This is a genomic window from Pseudarthrobacter enclensis (assembly GCF_030811655.1).
Lineage (GTDB): Bacteria > Actinomycetota > Actinomycetes > Actinomycetales > Micrococcaceae > Arthrobacter > Arthrobacter enclensis_A.
Window position 1 is genome coordinate 1 of the sequence record NZ_JAUSRE010000033.1, and the last position, 21,947, is coordinate 21,947.

Annotated in this window: 19 protein-coding genes; 12 read left to right on the plus strand and 7 right to left on the minus strand. The window is 65.7% G+C overall.

The genetic code is table 11. The annotated features are described in order from the left end of the window. The 9 genes from J2X98_RS20925 to J2X98_RS20965 all read left to right on the plus strand — a co-directional run. Positions 1-714 (plus strand): MIP/aquaporin family protein (locus J2X98_RS20925; protein ID WP_307312080.1); only part of this gene is annotated, 714 nt, incomplete at its 5' end. 40 nt (positions 715-754) lie between these two features. After that, complete coding sequence (gene glpK / locus J2X98_RS20930) at positions 755-2,269, plus strand: glycerol kinase GlpK (protein WP_307312083.1); 1,515 nt, start codon at positions 755-757, stop codon at positions 2,267-2,269. A 337-nt stretch (positions 2,270-2,606) separates the two neighbouring features. Beyond that, the gene (gene leuS, locus J2X98_RS20935; protein WP_307312086.1) at positions 2,607-5,132 is read left to right on the plus strand and encodes a leucine--tRNA ligase; all 2,526 of its coding nucleotides are present in this window, start codon (positions 2,607-2,609) and stop codon (positions 5,130-5,132) included. 77 nt (positions 5,133-5,209) lie between these two features. Further along, complete coding sequence (locus J2X98_RS20940) at positions 5,210-6,208, plus strand: DegV family protein (RefSeq protein WP_307312088.1); 999 nt, start codon at positions 5,210-5,212, stop codon at positions 6,206-6,208. A 119-nt stretch (positions 6,209-6,327) separates the two neighbouring features. Beyond that, a complete protein-coding gene (locus J2X98_RS20945) occupies positions 6,328-6,600 on the plus strand; it encodes a hypothetical protein (protein WP_141941499.1) in 273 nt (90 codons plus the stop codon). Between the two features lie 815 nt (positions 6,601-7,415). Further along, positions 7,416-8,231: a hypothetical protein gene (locus J2X98_RS20950; RefSeq protein ID WP_307312092.1), complete on the plus strand. Its 816-nt coding sequence runs from the start codon at positions 7,416-7,418 to the stop codon at positions 8,229-8,231. 291 nt (positions 8,232-8,522) lie between these two features. Next, positions 8,523-9,119, plus strand: coding sequence for a hypothetical protein (locus J2X98_RS20955; protein ID WP_307312094.1), 597 nt, complete (start codon positions 8,523-8,525; stop codon positions 9,117-9,119). 75 nt (positions 9,120-9,194) lie between these two features. After that, the gene (locus J2X98_RS20960) at positions 9,195-10,046 is read left to right on the plus strand and encodes a ComEA family DNA-binding protein (protein WP_307312096.1); all 852 of its coding nucleotides are present in this window, start codon (positions 9,195-9,197) and stop codon (positions 10,044-10,046) included. Between the two features lie 358 nt (positions 10,047-10,404). Beyond that, on the plus strand, positions 10,405-11,280 hold the full coding sequence (locus J2X98_RS20965) for a hypothetical protein (protein WP_307312099.1): 876 nt from the start codon (positions 10,405-10,407) through the stop codon (positions 11,278-11,280). 522 nt (positions 11,281-11,802) lie between these two features. Here J2X98_RS20965 and J2X98_RS20970 read toward each other — a convergent pair. Together J2X98_RS20970 and J2X98_RS20975 are read right to left on the minus strand one after the other, a co-directional pair. Then, on the minus strand, positions 11,803-11,979 hold the full coding sequence (locus J2X98_RS20970) for a hypothetical protein (RefSeq protein ID WP_307312103.1): 177 nt from the start codon (positions 11,977-11,979) through the stop codon (positions 11,803-11,805). A 101-nt stretch (positions 11,980-12,080) separates the two neighbouring features. Further along, positions 12,081-12,557 carry a hypothetical protein gene (locus J2X98_RS20975; protein ID WP_307312105.1) on the minus strand — a complete coding sequence of 159 codons (477 nt, stop codon included), beginning with the start codon at positions 12,555-12,557 and terminating at the stop codon, positions 12,081-12,083. Between the two features lie 557 nt (positions 12,558-13,114). Here J2X98_RS20975 and J2X98_RS20980 point away from each other — a divergent pair. From J2X98_RS20980 to J2X98_RS20990, 3 genes are all read left to right on the plus strand, one after another. After that, the gene (locus J2X98_RS20980; protein WP_307312108.1) at positions 13,115-13,678 is read left to right on the plus strand and encodes a recombinase family protein; all 564 of its coding nucleotides are present in this window, start codon (positions 13,115-13,117) and stop codon (positions 13,676-13,678) included. A gap of 183 nt (positions 13,679-13,861) precedes the next feature. Beyond that, positions 13,862-14,278, plus strand: coding sequence for a hypothetical protein (locus J2X98_RS20985; RefSeq protein ID WP_307312111.1), 417 nt, complete (start codon positions 13,862-13,864; stop codon positions 14,276-14,278). Between the two features lie 154 nt (positions 14,279-14,432). Continuing rightward, on the plus strand, positions 14,433-14,936 hold the full coding sequence (locus J2X98_RS20990) for a hypothetical protein (protein WP_307312114.1): 504 nt from the start codon (positions 14,433-14,435) through the stop codon (positions 14,934-14,936). A gap of 62 nt (positions 14,937-14,998) precedes the next feature. Here the strand turns inward: J2X98_RS20990 and J2X98_RS20995 are convergent, their stop codons facing one another. The 5 genes from J2X98_RS20995 to J2X98_RS21015 all read right to left on the minus strand — a co-directional run bounded on the left by J2X98_RS20995 (position 14,999) and on the right by J2X98_RS21015 (position 21,921). Further along, complete coding sequence (locus J2X98_RS20995; RefSeq protein WP_307312116.1) at positions 14,999-15,421, minus strand: hypothetical protein; 423 nt, start codon at positions 15,419-15,421, stop codon at positions 14,999-15,001. Between the two features lie 3 nt (positions 15,422-15,424). Continuing rightward, complete coding sequence (locus J2X98_RS21000; protein ID WP_307312119.1) at positions 15,425-18,793, minus strand: hypothetical protein; 3,369 nt, start codon at positions 18,791-18,793, stop codon at positions 15,425-15,427. Then, complete coding sequence (locus J2X98_RS21005) at positions 18,790-19,047, minus strand: helix-turn-helix domain-containing protein (RefSeq protein WP_307312121.1); 258 nt, start codon at positions 19,045-19,047, stop codon at positions 18,790-18,792. The genes J2X98_RS21000 and J2X98_RS21005 overlap by 4 nt, the downstream gene beginning before the upstream one ends. A gap of 258 nt (positions 19,048-19,305) precedes the next feature. After that, positions 19,306-20,667, minus strand: a complete 1,362-nt coding sequence (locus J2X98_RS21010) for a hypothetical protein (protein WP_307312124.1) — start codon at positions 20,665-20,667, stop codon at positions 19,306-19,308. A 981-nt stretch (positions 20,668-21,648) separates the two neighbouring features. Next, positions 21,649-21,921: a hypothetical protein gene (locus J2X98_RS21015; RefSeq protein ID WP_307312126.1), complete on the minus strand. Its 273-nt coding sequence runs from the start codon at positions 21,919-21,921 to the stop codon at positions 21,649-21,651. Between the last annotated feature and the right edge of the window lie 26 nt (positions 21,922-21,947).

Here is a 21,947-nt window from a genome sequence, read left to right on the forward strand (position 1 = left end):
GGTACGGGCATGCTGACCCTGTTGGGTTGCGGCGTCGTTGCCAACGTGGCTTTGAGGGGGACAAAAGGCAACAACGGCGGTTTCCTGATGGTCACATGGGGGTGGGGAATCGCCGTCTTCGCGGGTGTCTTCGTCGCCGCGAAGTCGGGTGCGCACCTGAACCCTGCGGTTACCCTCGGCCTGCTGCTCAACGGCAAGGCTGAATACGCTCCGGGCGTTACCGTGGACTTCGCCTCCACCCTGACCTACTTCGGCGGCGAGATGGTGGGCGCATTCCTCGGTGCCGTGGTCTGCTGGCTGGCCTACAAGCAGCACTTTGATGACGAGCCGGAGCCTGCCGGCAAGCTTGGCGTCTTCTCCACGGGCCCCGCAATCCGGTCAACCCCCTGGAACGTCATCACCGAAGTCATCGGCACTTTCGTTCTGGTGCTGGTAATCCTCACCTTCGGGGGTACGCCTTCCGGCCTTGGCCCGCTCGCCGTGGCGCTGCTCGTCGTCGGCATTGGTGTGTCCCTTGGCGGCCCCACCGGCTACGCCATCAACCCGGCCCGTGACCTCGGTCCCCGCATTGCCCACGCCGTACTTCCCATCCGCGGGAAAGGGTCCAGCGACTGGGCCTACTCCTGGGTGCCCGTGGTCGGGCCGCTGATTGGCGGCGCGCTCGGCGGCCTCGTGGCCCGCATTGTTCCCATCATCGTCACGGCTGCTGCCTGACCCGGACCCACTCAAGAACCAACAAGACAAGGACGTCACAATGAACCAGTACGTAATCGCCATCGACCAGGGCACCACCAGCACCCGCGCCATCATCTTTGACCACAGCGGCGCCATCGTATCCTCCGGACAAATGGAGCACGAGCAGATCTTTCCCCAGGCAGGCTGGGTGGAACACGATGCCACGGAAATCTGGAACAACACCCGCGAGGTCATCGGTTCGGCGCTGTCCAAGGCGAACCTGACGCGGCACGATATTGCCGCAGTCGGCATCACCAACCAGCGCGAGACGGCAGTGGTGTGGGACAAGACCACGGGCAAGCCGGTATACAACGCGATTGTGTGGCAGGACACCCGCACCCAGGACATCGTGGACGAACTGGCCAGGGACGGCGGCGCGGACCGCTTCAAACAGAAGGTAGGCCTGCCGCTGGCCACGTACTTCTCCGGCACCAAGATCAAGTGGATCCTGGACAACGTCGACGGCGCCCGGGAAAAGGCTGAAGCCGGGGACCTGGTGTTCGGCAACACCGACGCCTGGGTCCTGTGGAACCTGACCGGCGGCGTGGACGGCGGCGTCCACGTCACCGACGTCACCAATGCCTCCCGGACCCTGTTCATGGACCTCGAAACGCTGCAGTGGGACGACGAAATCCTCGGCATCTTCGGTGTTCCGCGGAGCATGATGCCGGAAATCAAGTCCTCCTCCGAGGTTTACGGGGAAGTCCACGGCTCGCAGCTGCTCCGCGAGACGCCGGTGGCGGGCATCCTTGGCGACCAGCAGGCTGCTACGTTCGGCCAGGCCGCCTTCGACGCGGGCGAAGCCAAGAACACGTACGGCACCGGCTGCTTCCTGATTTTCAACACGGGCGAGGAAATCGTCCACTCGAAGAACGGGCTGCTCACTACCGTGGGCTACAAGCTCGGCGACGCCAAGCCGCACTACGCCCTGGAGGGCTCCATCGCCGTCACCGGCTCGCTGGTCCAGTGGCTGCGTGACAACCTTGGCATGATCAGCAGCGCCCCCGAGGTGGAAACCCTTGCCGCTTCAGTCAAGGACAACGGCGGCGTCTACATTGTCCCGGCCTTCTCCGGCCTGTTTGCTCCGTACTGGCGCTCCGACGCCCGCGGCGCGATTGTGGGCCTGACCCGGTTCGTCAACAAGAACCACATCGCCCGCGCCGCCCTGGAGGCCACCGCATTCCAGACCCGCGAGGTGCTCGACGCCGTCAACGCGGACTCCGGCGTTCCGCTCACCGAATTGAAGGTCGACGGCGGCATGGTCGCCAACGATGCGCTCATGCAGTTCCAGGCGGACATCCTCGGCGTCCCGGTCATTCGTCCCAAGGTCATTGAAACCACCGCACTGGGCGCCGCTTACGCGGCTGGCCTTGCTGTTGGCTTCTGGAAGGACCTCGGAGAGTGCTCGGCCAACTGGTCCGAGGACAAGCGATGGGAACCGCAGATGGACCAGGCCGAACAGGACCGGCAGTTGCGGCTCTGGAAGAAGGCCGTCACCAAGTCCATGGATTGGGTCGACGAGGACGTTCGCTAGTGTGACCCATCGTTGATGGCAGCCGCACCTGCCCCGCCCGCTTCGCGGTGCCCACCACACCCGGGCGAGGTGCGGCTGCCATCAACGTCACCGTCACACTCCCTCAGCCGCTTGTTTGCGACGTACGCTGATGGAGTGTGGACGTGCGCTAAAGTAGATTCATGCGTGCGATCCTTCTGCTTAGTTAGCCGCCGGCTTCCGAATACCGGACAGCTGAGCGGCAGCCCCTCCATGGTGAGGGGCTTTTGTGTGTCCGGGGCTATGCGCCGGGCCGGCAGCAGGGGGATCAGGCCGTTATGGCAGCACAGATGCCGTAACAGAACAGAAGAGGGCAGCAGTGGGCGTTCAGCCGGAGACAGAGACCGGAACAGCAACAACAGTGTCGGCGGAGCCTGAAGAGGGCACCTATAGTTTCGCCGCCATGGAGGCCAAATGGCCGCAGGTGTGGGAAGACCTCAAGGTCTTCACCCCGGTGGACGACGGGTCCCGGGAGCGACGCTACGTGCTTGACATGTTCCCGTACCCTTCGGGTGACCTGCACATGGGGCACGCCGAAGCATTCGCCATGGGTGATGTGGTGGCCCGCTACCTGCGCCAGCAGGGCTACGACGTGCTGCACCCGATCGGCTGGGATTCCTTCGGCCTGCCTGCGGAAAACGCCGCCATCAAGCGCAACGCCCATCCCAGCGAGTGGACCTACGCCAACATCGACACCCAGGCAGCATCCTTCAAGCGGTATGCCATTTCCGCCGACTGGTCGCGCCGCCTGCACACCTCCGACCCCGAGTACTACCGCTGGACTCAGTGGCTGTTCAAGCGCTTCTACGAGCGCGGCCTCGCCTACCGGAAGAACTCCCCGGTTAACTGGTGCCCCAAGGACCAGACGGTCCTGGCCAACGAGCAGGTTGTCAACGGCGCCTGCGAGCGCTGCGGCACCACGGTCACCAAGAAGTCCCTGAACCAGTGGTACTTCAAGATCACGGATTACGCCGACCGCCTGCTGGATGACATGGATGAGTTGCGCGGCCACTGGCCGGAGCGGGTCCTGGCCATGCAGAAGAACTGGATCGGCCGGTCCGAGGGTGCCCACGTCAAGTTCGTGGTGGAGGCCGACGGCGGCAAGGCCGCCAAAGAGGTGACTGTCTTCACCACCCGGCCCGACACCCTGTACGGTGCAACTTTCTTCGTGGTCGCAGCCGACGCACCACTCGCCGTCGAACTCGTCACCGACGAGCACGCCGCAGCCCTGGATGAATACCGCGAACGGGTCAAGGCGCTGTCCGAGATCGAACGCCAGTCCACCGAGCGTGAAAAGACCGGCGTCTTCACCGGCCGCTACGCCGTCAACCCCCTGAACGGGGAGAAGCTGCCTGTCTGGGCCGCCGACTATGTCCTGGCGGACTACGGTACCGGGGCGATCATGGCCGTTCCCGCGCACGACCAGCGCGACCTCGACTTTGCCCGAGCCTTCGACCTGCCGGTGCGGGCCGTCCTGGACACCGGCGAAGAGGACCCGGCAGTGTCCGGTACCGCCACGGCGGGGGAGGGCACCCTGATTAACTCGGGTGAGCTGAACGGCCTCCCCAAGGCAGAGGCCATTCCCGCTGCCATCGCCATGCTGGAGCGGCAGGGCACCGGCGAGAAGTTCGTGAACTTCAGGCTCCGCGACTGGCTCCTGAGCCGCCAGCGCTTCTGGGGCACGCCCATCCCCATCATCCACTGCCCGTCGTGCGGAGAAGTTCCCGTTCCGGACGAGCAACTGCCGGTCACCCTGCCCTCGGACCTCCGTGGTGAGGACCTGGCGCCCAAGGGCACCTCACCGCTGGCCGCGGCCGAGTCGTGGGTTAACGTGGAATGCCCCACCTGCCACGGCCCCGCCAAACGGGACACCGACACCATGGACACGTTCGTGGACTCCTCCTGGTACTTCCTGCGGTTCGTTTCGCCGCACTACACCGAAGGCCCGTTCGATCCGCGGAAGATCAATGACTGGATGCCGGTGGGCCAGTATGTAGGCGGCGTGGAGCACGCCATCCTCCACCTGCTGTACGCGCGCTTCTTCACCAAGGTCATCCACGACCTGGGCATGATCGACGCTGACGAACCCTTCAGCGCACTCCTCAACCAGGGCCAGGTGCTCAACGGCGGCAAAGCCATGAGCAAGTCGCTGGGCAACGGCGTTGACCTCGGCGAGCAGCTGGACAAGTACGGTGTGGACGCGGTCCGGCTCACCATGGTGTTCGCGTCCCCGCCCGAGGACGACGTGGACTGGGCTGACGTCTCGCCGTCCGGTTCCGCCAAGTTCCTGGCGCGTGCCTGGCGCCTGGCGCAGGCTGTCACCAGTGCGGCGGGTGTTGACTTCGCCGGCGGTGACCGCGCGCTGCGTTCCGTCACGCACCGCACCATCGCCGACGCCGCCGAATTGCTGGACGCCAACAAGTTCAACGTGGTGGTGGCCAAGCTGATGGAGCTGGTCAACGCCACCCGCAAGGCCATCGACTCCGGTGCCGGTGCAGGGGACCCGGCAGTCCGCGAAGCCGCCGAGGCTGTGGCCGTAATCCTCAGCCTGTTCGCGCCGTACACCGCCGAGGACATGTGGAACCTGCTCGGTCACCCGGCGTCGGTGGCAAATGCAGGCTGGCCTGCCCACGATCCCGCCCTGCTGGTCCAGGCAACCGTCACCGCTGTTGTCCAGGTACAGGGCAAGGTCCGTGACCGCCTGGAGGTATCCCCGGAGGTCTCCGAGGACCAGCTGCGGGAGCTCGCCCTGGCATCGGAGAACGTCCAGCGCGCCCTTGACGGCCGCGGCATCCGGACAGTGATCGTCCGTGCGCCTAAGCTGGTCAACATCGTCCCGGCCTAGCCGCAGCAGGTACCGGCCGTCGGAGGTTCTCCGGCGGCCTGTGCCGACTGAGCCGGACACCGTCTCCAGGAGGCCCATTGCCCGAGAGTAACGCCGCCGCCTGGCCGTGGGTCCGCGCCCGGTTGTCGGGCCTTCGTCCCGCGGGCCGCCCGGGCGCCCGGCGTGGCGGAAGCGCCGTGGTGCGCACCGCCGTCGTTACCGACTCGGCTGCTGCCCTGCCGGCGGACTATTCCAGCGGATTGCCGCGGGACGGAATCCTGACCGTAACGCCCATGCCGGTCATGGTGGGCTCGGAGATTTACGGTGAAGGCGAAGACGACATCCTGGAGACCATCGCCGTGGCCCTCGCCGCAGGGACCCCGGTCAAAACGTCCAGGCCTTCACCGGGCCAGTTCGAACAGGCGTACCGCGCTGCCCAGAAACGGGGATTCGAGGGGATCGTTTCGGTCCACATCTCCGGTGAGCTGTCTGGCACGGCAGACGCTGCCCGGCTGGCCGCAACCAGGGTGGGTATTCCGGTGGACGTGGTGGATACCCGGACTGTCGGAATGGCGCAAGGAATGGCGGTGCAGGCCGCCGTCGAGGCTGCCGCAGCCGGTGCCGGCAGGGCTGCCGTTGCCGCGGCCGCGGTGGCGCAGGCGTCTCGTACCAAGGTCTACTTCTACGTGCCCAGCCTGGAACAGCTGCGGCGTGGAGGACGGATTGGTGCCGCGGCATCGCTTCTGGGCACCGTGCTTGCCATCAAACCCATCCTGGCCGTTGAGGGCGGCAGGATCGTTCCGCTCGAGAAGGTCCGTTCAACTGCCAGGGCAGTAGCGCGGCTTGAAGAGATTGTGGTGGCCGAGGCCACGGCGCGCCCTGGCCAATCCGTGTGCCTTGCGGTGCATCACTTCGGCAACCCTGAAGAGGCGGAGAGCCTGGCAGCCAGGTTGGAAGCGGCCCTTCCCGAGTGTCCTCCGACCCGGATCAGCTCCCTTCCGGCGGTCCTGGCGGCCCACGCGGGGCTGGGCGTCCTCGCGGTCATCGTGGGCAGGGTGGACAGCGGGCCCGGCGGCGGCACGCACTCTCCGACATAAGCCGTGGCATGTGCCGGGCTGGAAGTACTCCTGGAGCAGGATGGGAATAAGGAAGCTTGGCGGAGGCTTGTCTTTAAGTGGGGCCGCCGACCTCTGGTTGCCTCTTCGAAAGGACCCTCTTGCCCACAGCTTTCATTCCCTTCACCATGCGCGCTTCAGCCCGTGACGGCCACCGCCGCACTTTCCGTACGGACGTCGAACGGCTGAGCGCCGGACACCTGCACTGGGCACCCCTTGATGTGCTCAGGTCAACCGGTACGCAGGCCGTGTTCCGCGGCGCCGTCCCACAGGGCGCGCACACGACGACCGATGCGGACCTCGCCCGGTTCCTGGAGGACCGGCTCGCAACGGCCGACATCCATTTGGATCTCAGCGTCACTATCGACCGATAGCAGACGTGAAAAGCCCCGGACCGCGGTCCGGGGCTTTTCTGTGCCCGTCACGTGCAGTGTGGGAGTAGTAGGTCGGCTCCCCATTTGGCTCCGACAGCGGTCCTGAATGGGTTTGTTCCGCCCTCGTTTCCGCCGCCTGCACCGGAGACGTCGTGAGGCAACAAAGCCCTGCTGCCTGGGAGACGCCAGGCTTGCCGTGAGCGGGTCCTTGGCCTCTGGCTGTACTCCCAGGGAATCCATAGCATCGTCACATTATGCCGACCGCAGCGTTGGCTGCGGCCCACCCGAGAGGCAAGGGGGAAACAATGCCCGCCCAGCCCAAACGTGCTGCCAGTCTGCGTGTCGTTTTCCCGTGCCCCCTGGCACTTTCCTGGCACTTCTCCTGGCAGGGTGCTCGCAGGGAGGCGGGCCACCCGCACCCGTATGGGATCGGGTTTTGAGCGGCGGGCCGTGTGCCCCGGGACAATTTTGGGGCCGGAAGCTTTTGGACGGCGCGAGGGAAACAGGGCGTGCCGACAGGAAGCGTGTCCCTCGGTCAGTGCTTATGCTTTCCGCGGCACTGGCACTCCTCCTTGGGGGGTGCGCGCAAGGGGGCACGCCCTCCTCACCAACCCGGGTCTTCCTCATCCGAGCCGGCCCAATATCCATCAAGCACATCAACCGAGTCTCCCTCAACCGTGTCTCCCCCAAGCGGGTCGGGCAGCCCGGCCTGCGACCTGATCAGGCCGGACATCGCTGCGAGGATCGATCCTTCCCTTGCTCAACAGGGGCCCGGTGGTAAACCGGCCGGGAGCCGGGCATCTGTGTGCAGCTACATGAGTAAGACGAGCCAGGGCCGGGTACTTAGCGTCACGTTGAGTACGCCCGCGTCGGAGTCGGAGATCGCTGAAGCAAAGAAGACTCCTGACTGTGCAGCTGTGGCCGGAATCGGTGATTTCGCCTGCATCCAGTGGACGGGGTGGTTCCGCGGTGAGCCAGGAGGGGCGTCGGCAAACACGGTGCTCAAAGCAGTGCGGGGCAGCGAAGCCCTCGACCTGCGCATTATCGACATGCCACCCAGGGCGCCGGAAATCGCGGGTCCGGACGGGGATGCTGCGGCCCGCTCTCTTGCCCAGGCAGTTGTTGAGGGCGGGTGGGGCAACGGGACTGAACTTCGTGTACCGGCTGCGCCACCTGTCGGACCGCAGACTTCTTCGAACAGCCCCGTATGCGCCCTGGTCAGTGTCGACGCTCTCAGGACGGCATTCGGTGCCACAACCCAGGCCGACGTCCTCCCTGGTGAAGGTAACTGCCGGTACCTCTTTGGCGCGTTGGGCACACCTGGTCCGGACTCGCTAATGTTCTCCGTTGAACTTCATCAGGGAGGTGCATCCGCGCTCTCGGGACCTTTGCCGCCGGATGGCCAAAGCATCGAGGGTGTTGGTGACAAAGCAACTCTCATCATCCGGTCGGAACCGGGCGGACCGAAGTCACTCAGGCCAGGAAGCGATGCGCCGGTCACGGTCATGTCACTCATGGTCGCCCGTGGGCAGAACATGGCCATCTTCACCGCACAGATCCTGATCTCCCCGGGCACCGAAGAACAGGTCAAGGAACAGTTCGTCACCTTGGTCAAGGGCATCGACTTCTGAGCCAGAGCATGTCCGCTGCGCCAACAAACTCCAGGGGTTCACAAAAAGGAGGGGATCCAGATGCATCGAGAGACCAGGAACTGCGTGCAAAAGCCCACGTGCGTCGCCTGGTTAAGAAGAGCCGGAATGCTGGGCGCAGGGCTGTTATTCCTCACCGCATGCGGGTCCGCGCAACCCCCTGACACGGCGTCACCCACCGCCGGCAATACCACCCCGACATCGTCACCCAGCACGTCTTCCCTGGCAGAGCCCACCACACTGTCTCCCAGGGTCTTCACTGACCAGGAACTCATGACGATCAGCAGCAAAGTCCTGGAGCCGCATGGCGGAAGAGCCGACGATACGGACATGGCCCGCAAGTCTTACGCGGTGATGCAGCAGCCGCCGGCGTCTGCATCGCCGTCGTCCATACTCGGTCCCACCGAGCCGGCTGAATGCAACGTGTTCCATAGGTCGTGGCAGCACGAGGTGCAGTTGGACCTCTCCATGGGCTTTGCCCAAGGGGAGGTATTCAACATTGGCAATCACGGAACCGGCATGATTCTTTTTGACGTGCGAAGCGCTCCCCGGGACGCCCTCGCCAGAGCCGACTTCGATTACAGCCAGGAGCTGATGGTGCGCTGCGCGACGTTCGACCAGACAGTGTCCGGAGCTACCGGGCCTCAGAAGCTCACCATTCGACTTCTCCCGGGTCCGGACATAGGGGAGAAGGCCTACGTGACCAAGGAATCCATCGACGGGAACAACATGGCTGTCGGACTCCGGGTCCTTGCCGGAACGGTGTCCCTCGACATGGGGTTGAACCTGGGAGCAGTAACCGAGCAAGAGGCGCTCAGCGTGATGTTCCAGATTGCGCAGGAGTTTGTTGACGAGACGAAAAATCGGTAAACGCCTTTGAGCCACGTTTCCACATAGGGCTGTCAGCGGGTGCCGGTGCCTGGACGTGGTTCCTAGGGTTGAACCATGTCACGCCGGGATACTGCAGCAGCAGGTCAGCGGGCGCGCCATGCGAGGGAACGGCTGCAGGCGGCACTGGGGGACTCTCCTCCCGGGCTCCTTCAAAACGGATCCGACCCCGGCGGTTTCGAGTACCGGGGTCCGGATGAAGCGGTGGCCGATGAAACCGGCGCTGGTTCGGGAGCCGTTGCCGGTGGCCTGTCTTCGGTACGGTGGCGGATAGGGCAGCGTGTTGCCGTGCTGCTGGCCGGGCTGGGCGTAGTGGCGGGTGCCTGGTTCTGGTGGCAGGCAGGCACAGCCACCCCGGAGGTAGTGCCCTTGAGCGGTGTTGGGTCCGCCGGTGCACCTGCGGCCACCGGCACCGCATCAGGTGGTGCCGCAGGAACTGCCGGGGACGCTGGGCGGCAGGCCGGCCCAGCCGCCGAGCCGATCGTGGTGGTTCACGTGGCCGGGGCCGTCGCCCAGCCCGGTGTCATCCGCCTCCCGCAGGGCAGCCGTGTGGGTGACGCTATTGCTGCTGCCGGAGGTGCAACGGGGGACGCGGATGCCAACCGCCTCAACCTTGCCCTCGTGGTGGAGGACGGCCAGAAAGTCTACGTTCCGCAGCGGGGGGAGTCCGTGGCCGCCGAACCCGGGGCCTCGGATGCCGGTGGCGCCGGGACAGGCGGGAAGATCAACCTCAACACCGCTGACGCTGCGGAGCTGGATACGCTGCCAAAAGTGGGTCCCATCCTGGCCCAGCGGATCGTGGACTGGCGCAAGGAACATGGCCCCTTCAAGACAGTGGACGAGCTGGACGCCGTGGATGGGGTCGGGCCGAAAATGCTTGAGGCTCTCCTTCCCTTGGTGACGGTGTAGGGCGCCCGCCGTGGCAGTGGATCCGGAGGGGGAAACCAGGGGTGCCAGGCAGATGGGTCCTTCAGCCAGCTGGAGCGGCCGGCCGGGAACGGGCAGTCGCTGGAGCCGGTACATCGACTCCGCTGTCCGCGGCGGCGAGGAACGGCAGGCGCCCGAGCCGTCAGGGCCACCGATATCGGCGCAGGAATGGCCCCTGGAACCACGGCGAACCGGCAGAGTCCAGGCAACAGAGCCACCTCCGTCTCAGCGGGCCCGCAAACTAACACCAGGGCACCAGGGATCTTCCCGCTCCGGATTTCTCCGGAGGGCATGGGCACTGGGTCTTGGCCGTCTTCGCGAACGGATAACCTCCAGTGCCGTGGCTCAGGAAGGGGCCGGATCCGGCTCGGTCGCACCCCGCCGACGGACGGACCTGCGCCTTGTGCTGCCCGCAGCCCTGGTATGGGCCGCATCAGTTGCCGGATTGTGGCTGCCGCCCCTCGGCCTCGCCACCCTGTGCGGTGCCCTGGCCGGAGCCGGCGGACTGATCCTTGTCCGGGCCGCCAAGGTATCAAAGGGACTGAAGGTTCATGCCGTCGTCGGCCGTCCGGCATACCCGACCCACAACGCCAGGGGACGGAGTGCCATCGCTGCCCTGGGCCTTTCCCTAATGCTGGCCGCTGCTGCCGCGGCCCATTCGGCTACATCCGCCACCCAGCGCTTCGACGGGCTCCTCGCCGATGCCGTTACGGCCGGCAAGTCAGCCGTTGCCGTGGTTGAAGTGGCCGGAAACCCGCGGGCGGTCGCCGGTCCTGGAGGCATGGACGCACGGTGGGCGGTGCCGGTCTGGACGCGGGAAGTGGCCACCGGAGGCGTCCTGGTGCGCACCCGGGCCCGTCTGGTGGTCATGGGCGGGGACGCGTGGGGTGACGTTGTGCCGGGGCAGACACTGCGGGCCACCGGCAAACTCCGGCAGGCGAAACCCGGGGAGCAGGAGGCAGGGAAACTGGCCGCCTCGGCCGCACCGGGCAAGGCCACCGGCGGTGACCTGCTTGAAGCGGGAGCGCGGGAACTGCGCGGGCGGTTCGTTTCAGCGTCGGCCTTCCTTGCGCCGGACGCCCGCGGGCTCCTTCCGGGAATGGTCACCGGTGACACCAGCGCGCTTGACGAGGGGCTGGGCAACGCTATGAAGGCCGTCGGAATGACGCACCTGACAGCCGTAAGCGGAGTGAAAGACAATTTAGGAGATGGGTAGTCAGGGGTGTCTCGGTTGTTGAAGACCGTGTTTGGATCACCGAAGGTGCGCTCAAACCGTGCGCTATCGGTCGCAGCGTTAGACAGGGCCGCAAGCGGCAACTTTTGTAGGGCCGGCAGTACAACCCGACGCAACTGTTGCTCATCAGCCCACGATCCCTAGCGGGGCTGACATTGGTGCCCAGCATCCATCTGCCGCCCGCCTGTGACGGGGCAGTTCGACTCGACGCTCGTGCCCGCCGATCTCCGGCCAAGAGAAAATCAGCCCGCGCCTGACGGCAACGGGCTGATCATGATGCGTCTCAGCATAGCCGGTGCAGCCGGCCGCGCGGGAGCGTCTCCGGCAAACGAACGTCCTTGAGTCATTCGCATGGGGCCTCTGACGACAAGCACCTCAACCTTGATCGGGACAATTCGAACGACCTAGCATCGTCGGTGGGACCCCGGGTGGTACCAACCGAGCCCGACGGTTCGGACGTCCAGGGCTAGGGCCTTCTCGGGCGGCCTTTTCGGCTCGACCGCATCAATGCCGGGCTTTGTCACCATCGAGTGCTGTTCTACGCTCCTGGTCGCGACGGATTGCGATGGCGGCCGCGGCAGCGGCTGCGGAGCGGATCGCCTCCGGCGGGATCGGTCGGACCGCGATGGCTTGGGCAGCAGCCTTGGAAGCAGCGTGAACCTCTCGACGTTTGCTCTCCACGGGGTCAATTCTACGTGCGGGGCACGGCTAGGCGCTGGTGCGCGCACGTTTCTGATCTTTCCTGCCGGTCCTTCCCGCTTCAGTGCATCTGGGTGGTTAGGTCACGGCCAGACTTCGCCGTCATACAGACCTACATTCAGGATGTGCTCGGCCCGGGCTCGCAGCCACTGCGCGACGGCTTCGTCGCCGGTCCATGCTTCTGCGGCGTGAACCAGCGCAGCAGCTGCCCTGCCCGCGGCCAACCGCTGGGCGGACAGCTCCATGCGGACGTTGAGCTCGTGCGAGTTTTGCTGTTGGCCGCCACTGCGGCTTCGAGAGTGGGGAGGCTGCCAGTCCTCCGGCAGCCCGCGCCAGCCGCAAGAGCAAACCGGAACAAGATCGCCCTCGAGTTCTTTCTGGAGGTCGTCGAACCGCTGCTGGAGCTTGAAGTCGACTGTGGTGCGTCCGAGTTCAATGCGTTCGACCTTTCGTTTATCTTCGTCCGTCAGTGGCGTTGCGGGCTCCCAGCCAGCATGCTCGTGGCCTTCGAAAGTCGCTGAACGCGGTCCGGACCGCCCCGCCGATGAAGGAGAACTCACCGGGAAGCCGGCTTGTTGTGGTCGTTGAGCAAGGTGCTCCCTCCGGCCCATCGGGTCCCGCAGATGGGGCACATGATGTACCACTCGGCCGTGCCCGGGAACTCGACTATCGAGCCGACGTTTTCGCCACTGGACGGACACCAGCTCTTCATGTCCTCCTATTTCTGAAGGATCGCCTCCTGCATCCTGCCAAAGTCCGAATCGTCGTCGTTGCTCGTCATAGTGAGAACCCTACGCCGGACCTCCGACAGTAACTGCGCGGGCATCCGTAGTTGCGTGAGGTGGACCAGCGCGCTGCTGGGGTCGATGAGCCAAGACGTGCTGTCCACAAACGAGCGTCTGTGACTCACCTCCGGCGGTGGGTTGTACCGCTGTCGTAACGCAGGACACGCCGACACTGTCGGTCTCTCAGAAGTGGTTTGTCGCAAACGCTAGATAGCATGAGAGACAAGGTCGACGAGGCGTCGACCCCGGGCTTGTTCAACACTGACACTTTTGAGCCCTGAGCTCTCAGACGCCGAACATCGGAGCTCTCCACCGAAAGATCGTGGAGAGACATGGACATCGGCTATGCGCGCGTCTCGCGCAGCGACCAGATTCTGGACCGCCAGCTCAATGAGCTTCAGGACGCTGGCTGCGAACGGATTTTCACCGAGAAGGCCTCAGGCAGCAAGGACTCCAAGCGACCCGAGTTCGACCTCTGCCTGCGGATGCTTCGCCCAGGCGATCGGCTCGTTGTCACCGAGCTCTCGCGCCTCGGCCGGCACACCGGCGAACTCGCGAACCTCGACGAGGCACTGCAAGAGCGCGGCGTCGGTCTCCGGATCCTCAATCTCGATCTCGACACCACGACGCCTTTGGGGAAGTTGATCTTCACCGTCATCGCCCCAGTGGCGCAGATGGAGCGGGAGCTCCTCATCGAACGCACCCGATCCGGTCTCGCCGCCGCCCGTGAACAGGGGCGAGTCGGCGGTCGCAGGCGCGCGGTTACCGACAAGCAGATCGCCAAGGCACAAGCCCTTTATGACGAACACCGGTTCACGATGGCTGAGATCGCGCGACTTTGCGAGACCAGTCCCGCGACGCTCTACAGGTACCTGAACATTGGAGCCGACCAGTGAGGTCGTGCTCGGGCGCTTCAGTCCAGCTGGGCGGGGCCGGGTGGGTGAAATGAGGGGAACGTCCAGTCTGTGGACTGCGACGGTGCCCCGCCAGGCGCTGGACCAGATGTTCAGGGCTGCACGCGCGCCGCCGCACATCAAGCACGAAGGAGTCGACGCACAAACGAACTGAAGGAGAGCATTATGCGCAACACCAGTACCAGGTCTAAGACAGCTATTGCCTGTTGGGCCGCCGGGATCGGTTTGGCCGCCGGTCTGGTCGCCTGTTCCGGAGGACCGGGCCCCAGCGGCGAGTACTACAACGACGAGGGACGGCTCGTCGTCCAGGGCGACTCGGTCGCCTTCTACCCCTTCGGCTGCTCCGACTCGACGCGGGGCGTCGCTGTCATCGAGACCGATCCGAGCGCTGAAGGCCAGATCTCCGGGGACGGCTCTCACGTCCTCTGGAACTCCGACGACGAGCACCTCGGAAGCGACCGGATCAGTGGAGCCACTTCCATCGACATCAGCAGGTCGGGCGACGCCCTCAAGCTCGGCGACTACGACTTCGCCGCCATGGACGCGGACGAAGCACTGAGCGTCTACAAGGGGATGTGCTGAGCTCGGGCTGGAGGCGCGTCGACGTCCTGCGCGTTCGGGAGGCTCTCCGCCGGTTATCGGCGGGCGGAGCCCGCCCGGGGAGGGCTTGGAAGGGCCCGGTGTCGAGGCGGGTCCTCTCCGACCTCGACATCCCTCGGCACGAACGGAGTTCACAATGCACGACGACCTGTCCAGTGACGAGTTCCGCGGCTTCCATGAGGCTGAGCGGCTCATGAACAATCACCGGTCACGGGCCCGAGTCCGCGAGCGGCTCAGCTGCACCGGTTTCCTCAGCGACGACGAGGTGGCCGCCGTCCACGTCGACAACATCTCGCGCGCCGACCGCGCCTTGCTGTCGGCCTTTGACCGTGCCGGACGGCAGTTGCGCGGCTACACGCTCTATGTCGACGACCCGAGTCTGCGCCTTGACGTCGCGCCCGAATTCGACCACGACTACACCGGAATGGCCGTGCCCGGCGGCTGCGATCTTGAGGAGGCCGTCTCCCGCGAGGACGGCTGGGTCGTCGACCTGAACGCCTTGCGGGAGTACGACATCGTCGAAGACCGCCGGACGACCCAGCGGGCCGTGTTGCTGGCGCACCTCGGAGACTTGATGAACGACGGACGCGCACGAGGGTTCGTGCTCGGCCGGTTCGGCGATTCCGAGTCATCCTCCTAGTTTCCATGCGAGAGAAGCCCACCCCGCCACGCGGCGGGGTGGGCTTTTTTCTCACTGCTCGTCTACTCGTCCGACATGGTCGGCGTCGCGATCAAGGCCTCCTTCCGACCCCGGAGCCTCGCGGCGATGAGGACGGCCACGACCGTCCCAGAGACTGCGGCGTTCAGGGCCAGGAAGCCGCCCAAGCCCAGCCGGAACGGCAGCAGCTCGTTGCTTCCCGACGTCGTCCATTCCAGCATCGCGATGAGTGCCAGCGCGCCGACGAAGCCGTAGACGAAGCCCTCGCCGTCGAGCCGGCTGAGCTGCTCGGGATCACGGCGATTACGAACGGCGAAAACGGCGCGGTGCGGGAGCAGCACAGGCGCGACGACAAGGAGAGCTGCGGTCACGTCCTTCTTGATCGCAGAGCCCCACCAGCGCCAGGAGCGCCACCAGCCGGTCGGAAAGTCTGCCCGGGCCTGGGCACGGATGGTGTTGTTCTTCATCTCTTACTCCTTCGGTTCGCGCTTGTGGTTGATTGGGGCAGACGGCACAGGCCGCCCGGCCCATGGCTTGGCCGGGGCCGTGCCCCGCCCGGACTTCGGAGCCGGCTGCGTCGGCGCGACCGAGCGGTCGACCTGCTCCCGCCGCTGTCCCCGCTGCGGACGCTGACCTGCGGTCTCGGGCTGTCCCTGCTGAGCCGGATCAGTGACGGCCCGACGCCTGTCCGAGGCCGGAGCCTGAGCGATCTCGGGATCGTGCCCCGGCACCGGATGCGTCGTGCCGGCCCCTGGGGCAGCGCTGTGCCCCGGGGTCCCGGCGTGACCCTGGCTGAGCCGGGTGGCACCGCCGGTGCCAGGAATGCCGGCGACGAACCGCGAGCCCTTCGGCTGCGGGCCGTCCTGGCCCGAGGATGCCGGAGCGCTCTGACCGCCGGTGCCGAAGTGCGTAGAGTTCGACCCGCTGGTGATCACCTTGCGGCCGCTGCTTGTGTGCTCAGCTGGTTCGGCGCTGGGCTGACTGCCGCTGCGTTGGCCCAGCTGCTTCATGCCCGAAGTGCCCTGCGCCCCGCCAAGGCCGAAGCTGGTCTGGCCGCCGGTCTTGCCCGAGGGCGAGGAATGGCCCCGGCCATTAGTGCCAGACTGCGCGCTTTCGCTGTGGTTGGACTGCCCGTCTCCGCGTCCACGGGACCTCGGCTGGTCGCCCGTGCTATAGCCGAGATTCGTCAAGCCGCCCTTGTTTCTCAGGCTCTGAGCAGTTTCCTTGTCGGAGCGCGAACTGCCCGCGTTGCCGCTGGTGAGCTGCAGAGGGCCGCCCTTGGCTCCCTCAGAGCCGCCGTTCGAGCCCGCAGGCAGTGCGCGGGCACCGCTGGCCTCAATCGCTCGATCATCCTGGCTACGTCCAGGGGGTGCTTCACCAGCTCGGCTGCGATCGTGGCCACGGGGGCCGATCGCAAGCGTCTTGCCTGCAGCAGGGAAGCTCTGCTGACCGTTGAGCCCTCCTGCGTTCGTCGACGCGTTCTTGCCACCGCCCGGGTTGCCGCCCGTCTTCGGCGACTTCGACCCGCCGCTAAGCTTCCCGCCGAGGCCCGAGGCGAGCTTGTGCCCGGCCGCAGCGCCAGCTCCGGTTCCCAACGCATGCGCCGGCGACGGCATCGGTCCAACCTTGTCCGACTTGGGTGGAGTACTGGTCTCGAGGAACTTGTCCACCAGCTTCGTGAACACCTCATCCATCGCCTGCAGCACGACCTTGCGCACCCGCAGGAGGGCAACAGTCACGCCCATGATCACCAGCGAGGAGACGATCGTCAGGAGCACCACGACGATCCCGCCGAGCGCCGGACTGCCGAAGAGGCCGTTCGGGTCCATCAGGGACGACAGAGGGCCCGCGATGATGTCAGGAATCGAGATCAGGAACTCCGACACGAACTGGTAGATGAACAGCGTGACGATGACCTCGAGGATGAGCGCGACCGAGTAGACCACCACCTTCGCGATCGCCGAGAGGGCTCCGAGAGTGGCGAACGGGATCGCCGCCACGAGGCTGAAGGTCCGCTTGACCGCGCCCGCGAGCATCCCGATCGCGTACCAGAATCCGAGGAGGGCGATGCAGCCGAGGACCGTCGCGGCGTTTTGCCAGTACATGAACTTCGCCGGGCCCGTACCGACCTGGCTTACCGCCATGTGGTCTTCGCGGGTCAGGCCGCTGGTGACGTTGTTCGAAGAGTACATGGTCAGCGAGTCGGGGCTGAACCCGGTATTCAGATAGTTGTACGCCGACAGCGCCGACAGGTTGCACGAGGCTAGATTCCCGTCAGCGTCCAGGACGCTGAACCCGCAGCCCTGCTTGGTTCCCTGGGTCGTGAACGTCGTCGAGATCCCTCCCGGACTCGACGAGGCCAAGCCCTCCGTGCCCGCGGTGGCGAGGACGGGGTGCTCGCTCGGCGCAGGTCCGTCCTGCTCGCCGAACCCCCTTACGTCGCCGTAGGTGCGGTCGTCGACGAACCACTCTTTCTTCTCGCGGTCGCCGACGTCCAGATCCGTGATCGCGCTCTTGATGCCCGATTCGAAGTCTGAAGCGGAGGTGATCTGGCCTGAGATGTACTTGTTCAGGACGCCGAACGTCGAGAACACTGCCTGGACGTCGTCTCCCGCGGAGTTGCCAACGTCGACGGTGCCTGCGCGCCACGCCACCTGCGCGTCGCGCGTCTTCGTGCCGATCGAGATGCCGCTGAACCTGGGATGAGCCTGGGCATTGATCGCCAGTGCGCTGTTTCGGACCGACATCATGGACTCAGAACCCGCCTGTCCGTCCGCCCACGAGATCGACGCCTGTTCGGGCACTGCCAGCCGATCATTCGTCATCCACGCCTGGAAGTCGACGTAGGTCGAGAGCACGACCCGCGTGGGCCCGGAATGCTGACCGAGCAGCGAGTCGTCGAACTTGTCCAGGACGCCGGTGTACATCGAACCCAGCAGCGGCAGACCCACACCGATGAATACGACGCGCACGACGAGCTTCTTGATCGCAGAACCACGGTCCATCTTCTTGAAGAGCACCAGGCCGATGATCAGGAACCCGATGAAAAGCGGGACCAGCGCCTCCCAGGCGATGGACTGCAGCAGGCCGTACCAGCTTGCGATCCAGTGCTGCAAGCCCGCCAGTGCACCGCCGCCGGCGTCGCCGCCGGCCATACCGTCGGCGAGGTTCTGCTGGTGCGCGCTGTTCGTGTTGCCTTCGGAGTCCGCGACGCCGGCGACCGCTTGGTAGAACCACATGAACGGATTCAGCGCCTTCAGCAGCTGGATGATGAGGTAGAACATCGTGCCGACGGATAGGGCAAGAAGGTACAGAACCCACATCACGGAGCCGCCGATCATGGCGAGGATCTGCCCGCCCACCCCCGAGGACATGGTGTCGAGGCCGAGGTCGGCGTTGGCCGCTCCGAAATGGGCGTAGTCGACCATCCCGGCGTAGGAGAGCTCGTCCTTCTGACCCGAGGTCTTGAGCGTGTCGTACCTGATGGTCTGGGTTGAGCCAGTCGCCGCGGCGAAGAGCCACCCGACGACGTTGCCCTTGCTGAATTCCGGGTCGGCGTAGCCGAGCATGTCGCCACCAGCGGCCGGGCTGGCGACGATCGGAGCCCACTTCGCGTGCAGCCCGCTCCCACCCTCGGGCGAGTTCTTCTCACTAAAGTAGGACGACGCTGTGGACGCCAAAGTGTAGAGCGAATAGTTGCTGCGGTCGTCCTTGTCGTCGGCGCGCGCCGGCGGCGCGAACGCCGACATCAGCAGCGGAACGATGATCGCTGCAAGCAGCGTGACGCCGAGCAGACGCAGGAGGCCGACGCAACCACGTGTCGTGTTTGCGGCTCTCATCGTGACTCACCGCTGTCGGACGAGTCGATAAACTGGGCGTCCAGCCAGGCGTCGAGGTCGGCAAAGTGATAGCGGATCTCGCCGCCGACCTTCTGGAACCGGGGTCCGTAGCGGCGCATGCGCCACTTGCGCAGCGTACCTTCGGCGATGCCGAGGTACAGCGCCGCCAAAGCGGAGGTGGTGAAGTCGTGGCCGTCGGTGAGGGCTTCGTCGCGGATCTGTTCACGTACGGCGGTGATCGACGGGGAAGTCAAGGTCGACTCCTTCAGTGCTCGGATCTTCTTCAGATCCGAGCCCGGAGGATTACTCGGCCGCGCAGGCCATTACGCCCTTTAACGCTCTGCGCGAGCCAGTCCTCTCCGTGAGAGAAACCGATTGCTCGCGCCCGGCGGACGTCCCCATCGGGAGGTCGCCCGTGCATCCAACTGTACCCGTACGTTCACCGCTGTTCCAGGGTGCAACGGTCAAGGAGGGTAGTTCGTCCTCGGATACCAGTGCAAAGAAAGTTCAACTCATTCGCGGTACCCGCGCTCGCGCTTCAGCTGCGGAACCTCGACTCTGAGGTGCTCCCCTCCGTCCTCGATGAACTGTTCCCGGTCGCCGGGTTCGAGCTCGAGGTCCCCGGTCACGCAGTGCTCCTCCTCGAACTGCGCGAGGCGCAGATCGACAAAGCGCTCGAAACTACGACGATACGAGCGTCCGCTCGGATCCGTCCGGTCGAGGTACTCCTCGACGAGGCGCGGGAGTGGCTGTGCCCGGAGCCGCTCGAGGTAGATCTTGAGAGCTTCGTCGGCACGCAGCTTCGCAGCAGCGCGTTCGGCCTCGTACACCTCCTTCCATACTTCGGCCTTCGTCTCATCGACGATGCGTCGACGGAGTCGCGGCAGCTCCGCCTCGCGCTCATCCAGATCGGCGGCGCGGGCATCGAACTCATCCTTTACCTCGGCCACTTTGGCGGCGAACTCTGCGACCTTCTCCTTAGTCGCTTCGGACCGTGCCCGTGCGCCTTCCAGGGCGGCCTTCGCCTCCGCCGCGGCGTCCATCGCCGCCTCGAACTCGGGCTTTGACAGCTCCATGCCGTGCCGTGCGGAGACCTCCTGCTCGACGGGCCAGCCGAGCGCGACCATATGCTCGCGGAACCCCGCCTGATGGCCTCGCAACTTTGCCGGTCCGCTGATCTGGCGGCCGGCCTCATCCTTGACCTCGCGGTGAGACCCGTAAGCCTGGCTGTGCTCCGTCCGCAGCGCGCCGGGCTTATCGGCCGGAGCCTTCGGATCGGGTGCGAACGGATCGGCCATGATCTGAATGTGTGGCGTGGACTCGTCGAAGTTGGTGGCCCAGCCGTGGATCGCCTCCTGCCCGCCGGGAACAACGTGGCTGCCGAGGCGCTCTACCGCATCATAAAAGTAGCGCATAGCTTCGTCGTGATCCCTGTGAACCCAGCGTGACCTGGACATCGGCTCGCCCGTGACCGGGTCCAGACGCTCGGATCCGTCCTCGTTGAGCCGCGGGTAGTGGTTCGGTACCTCGATGCACATCGTCTTCGGCAGGTGGACGACGAAAAGGTTTACCGTTACCTGCTTCTCGTTGACCTTCCGGAGCACGCGCCTGTGGCGCGCGTCGCCGTAGTCGAGGACTTCCTTAATCTTGTGTGCGGCCCTGAATCCACCTGCACCGTCGTTGACGAAGGCGGTGTTCAAATGCGCGTCGGTCGGCACAATCGACGGATTCCTCGCGGCGTGCCGCTGCACGTCATTCGTGTCGAGGTGACGCATCGATTCGTGAAGGATCGCCCTCCTGTCGGCGCGGTTGCCGCTCACGCCGTGAGGAACGTGCTTGAGGTGGAAGGCAGCGTGCCCGGTCTGTTCGCTCATAATGGTTCCTCGCTTTCATGATGTGACGACTTCGGACGTCGATCCCTCCCTGAGGGACCCCTCGGCAGCGCTCCATCGGCGGCGGGGACCCCTACCGCTCCGCGGCCCCGATCACCGATGGAGCGCGACATTCAATGTCTCGGGTGCCCTCCGGGGGCCGCTGCACCCTGTTGTTGGAGCCTCTGGCACCTTGAGACACGGAATGTCATAGCCCCGTAAGACATTCACTCGCTTCGCTCCTGAATGTCCGGGGCCCTCCGGGGGCCGCTGCGCGGGCAGCCTGCCCGCGCAGAACGCACATGCTCCGCTCGCCGCCCCACAGGGGCAGCTCACGAAACCTTCGGCCACGTCCGCGAAGTTCCACGTGCCGACGGGATCAAAAGCAGCCCCGAGACCACGCAGGACCGCACGAAGCGCGTCGCTGCGGGGTGGTCCTGCATGGGTCCGATCCAGGTCTCGCAACGGTCTTGCGACGGTCCCGACCTGCCCGGCTCCAGTGTTGCTGGACGCTGGACTCTTCCAGGGCTTCTGACGGTCGCGTCCTGGACCTTCGAGGGGCGCTGCCGGGCGTCGTTCGGGGCTCATCAGGGCGTCTAGTGCAATTGGACAGTTCGAGGTCTCATCGAGGTCTTCGTTGCGGCGTTCGGTGGCCTCCGCCAGGTCTGGTCGGCGGCCCATGAAGGCCACCGACCGCGTTAGACCCCGCGACGTCGCGTAGAGGGCCTCAACGGGGCTCATTGTGGTCCCATTCAGGTGCGTCGGTGGTCGCCGGATGTCCGCCCGAGCACGCGGGGCATGGAACACGCACCGCAGGGCGTCGGGGCCGAACCAGAACCAACCGAAGCCTCTCGGACGGACCCACGGGCCGTCGACGAGGCGGCCCGCGCCGAACGAGACCAGCAGCCCAACCGCGGCCACTGGGCGAGGACGCCGTCCGCCCAGTGGCGGAGGCCGGCTGCCCGCGGCGGAGGCGTTCCGGGATCACAGCGGGGCTCCCCACGTCTCGGCCTCGGACGTCGTGCCGTCCTCGCGCGTCACGATGCATCGAACGTTCGAGGGAGCGCACATCTGCGTGCGCAGGATCGTCTCGCGGTAGTTCTCCTCCGAGCCTGGGCCGCGTTCGGCGAAGGCGAGGACGACGACCTCGCCATCGGGATAGGTCAGCGTGATCCTGTGCCAGCAGCCGGCGGGCACCGTGCTGAGCGGGTGGCCGGGGACGCGGTCGGCGTTGAGCATGGCTTCGCTCTTGAACATCTCTTCTCCTTAGTCGTGGTGGTGGG

Coding starts and splice junctions, on each gene's coding strand:
- glpK (WP_307312083.1), top strand. CDS start 755: ATGAACCAGTACGTAATCGCCATCGACCAGGGCACCACCAGCACCCGC.
- J2X98_RS20950 (WP_307312092.1), top strand. CDS start 7,416: ATGAGTAAGACGAGCCAGGGCCGGGTACTTAGCGTCACGTTGAGTACG.
- J2X98_RS20955 (WP_307312094.1), top strand. CDS start 8,523: ATGACGATCAGCAGCAAAGTCCTGGAGCCGCATGGCGGAAGAGCCGAC.
- J2X98_RS20960 (WP_307312096.1), top strand. CDS start 9,195: ATGTCACGCCGGGATACTGCAGCAGCAGGTCAGCGGGCGCGCCATGCG.
- J2X98_RS20980 (WP_307312108.1), top strand. CDS start 13,115: ATGGACATCGGCTATGCGCGCGTCTCGCGCAGCGACCAGATTCTGGAC.
- J2X98_RS20985 (WP_307312111.1), top strand. CDS start 13,862: ATGCGCAACACCAGTACCAGGTCTAAGACAGCTATTGCCTGTTGGGCC.
- J2X98_RS20990 (WP_307312114.1), top strand. CDS start 14,433: ATGCACGACGACCTGTCCAGTGACGAGTTCCGCGGCTTCCATGAGGCT.
- J2X98_RS20995 (WP_307312116.1), bottom strand. CDS start 15,421: ATGAAGAACAACACCATCCGTGCCCAGGCCCGGGCAGACTTTCCGACC.
- J2X98_RS21000 (WP_307312119.1), bottom strand. CDS start 18,793: ATGAGAGCCGCAAACACGACACGTGGTTGCGTCGGCCTCCTGCGTCTG.
- J2X98_RS21010 (WP_307312124.1), bottom strand. CDS start 20,667: ATGAGCGAACAGACCGGGCACGCTGCCTTCCACCTCAAGCACGTTCCT.
- J2X98_RS21015 (WP_307312126.1), bottom strand. CDS start 21,921: ATGTTCAAGAGCGAAGCCATGCTCAACGCCGACCGCGTCCCCGGCCAC.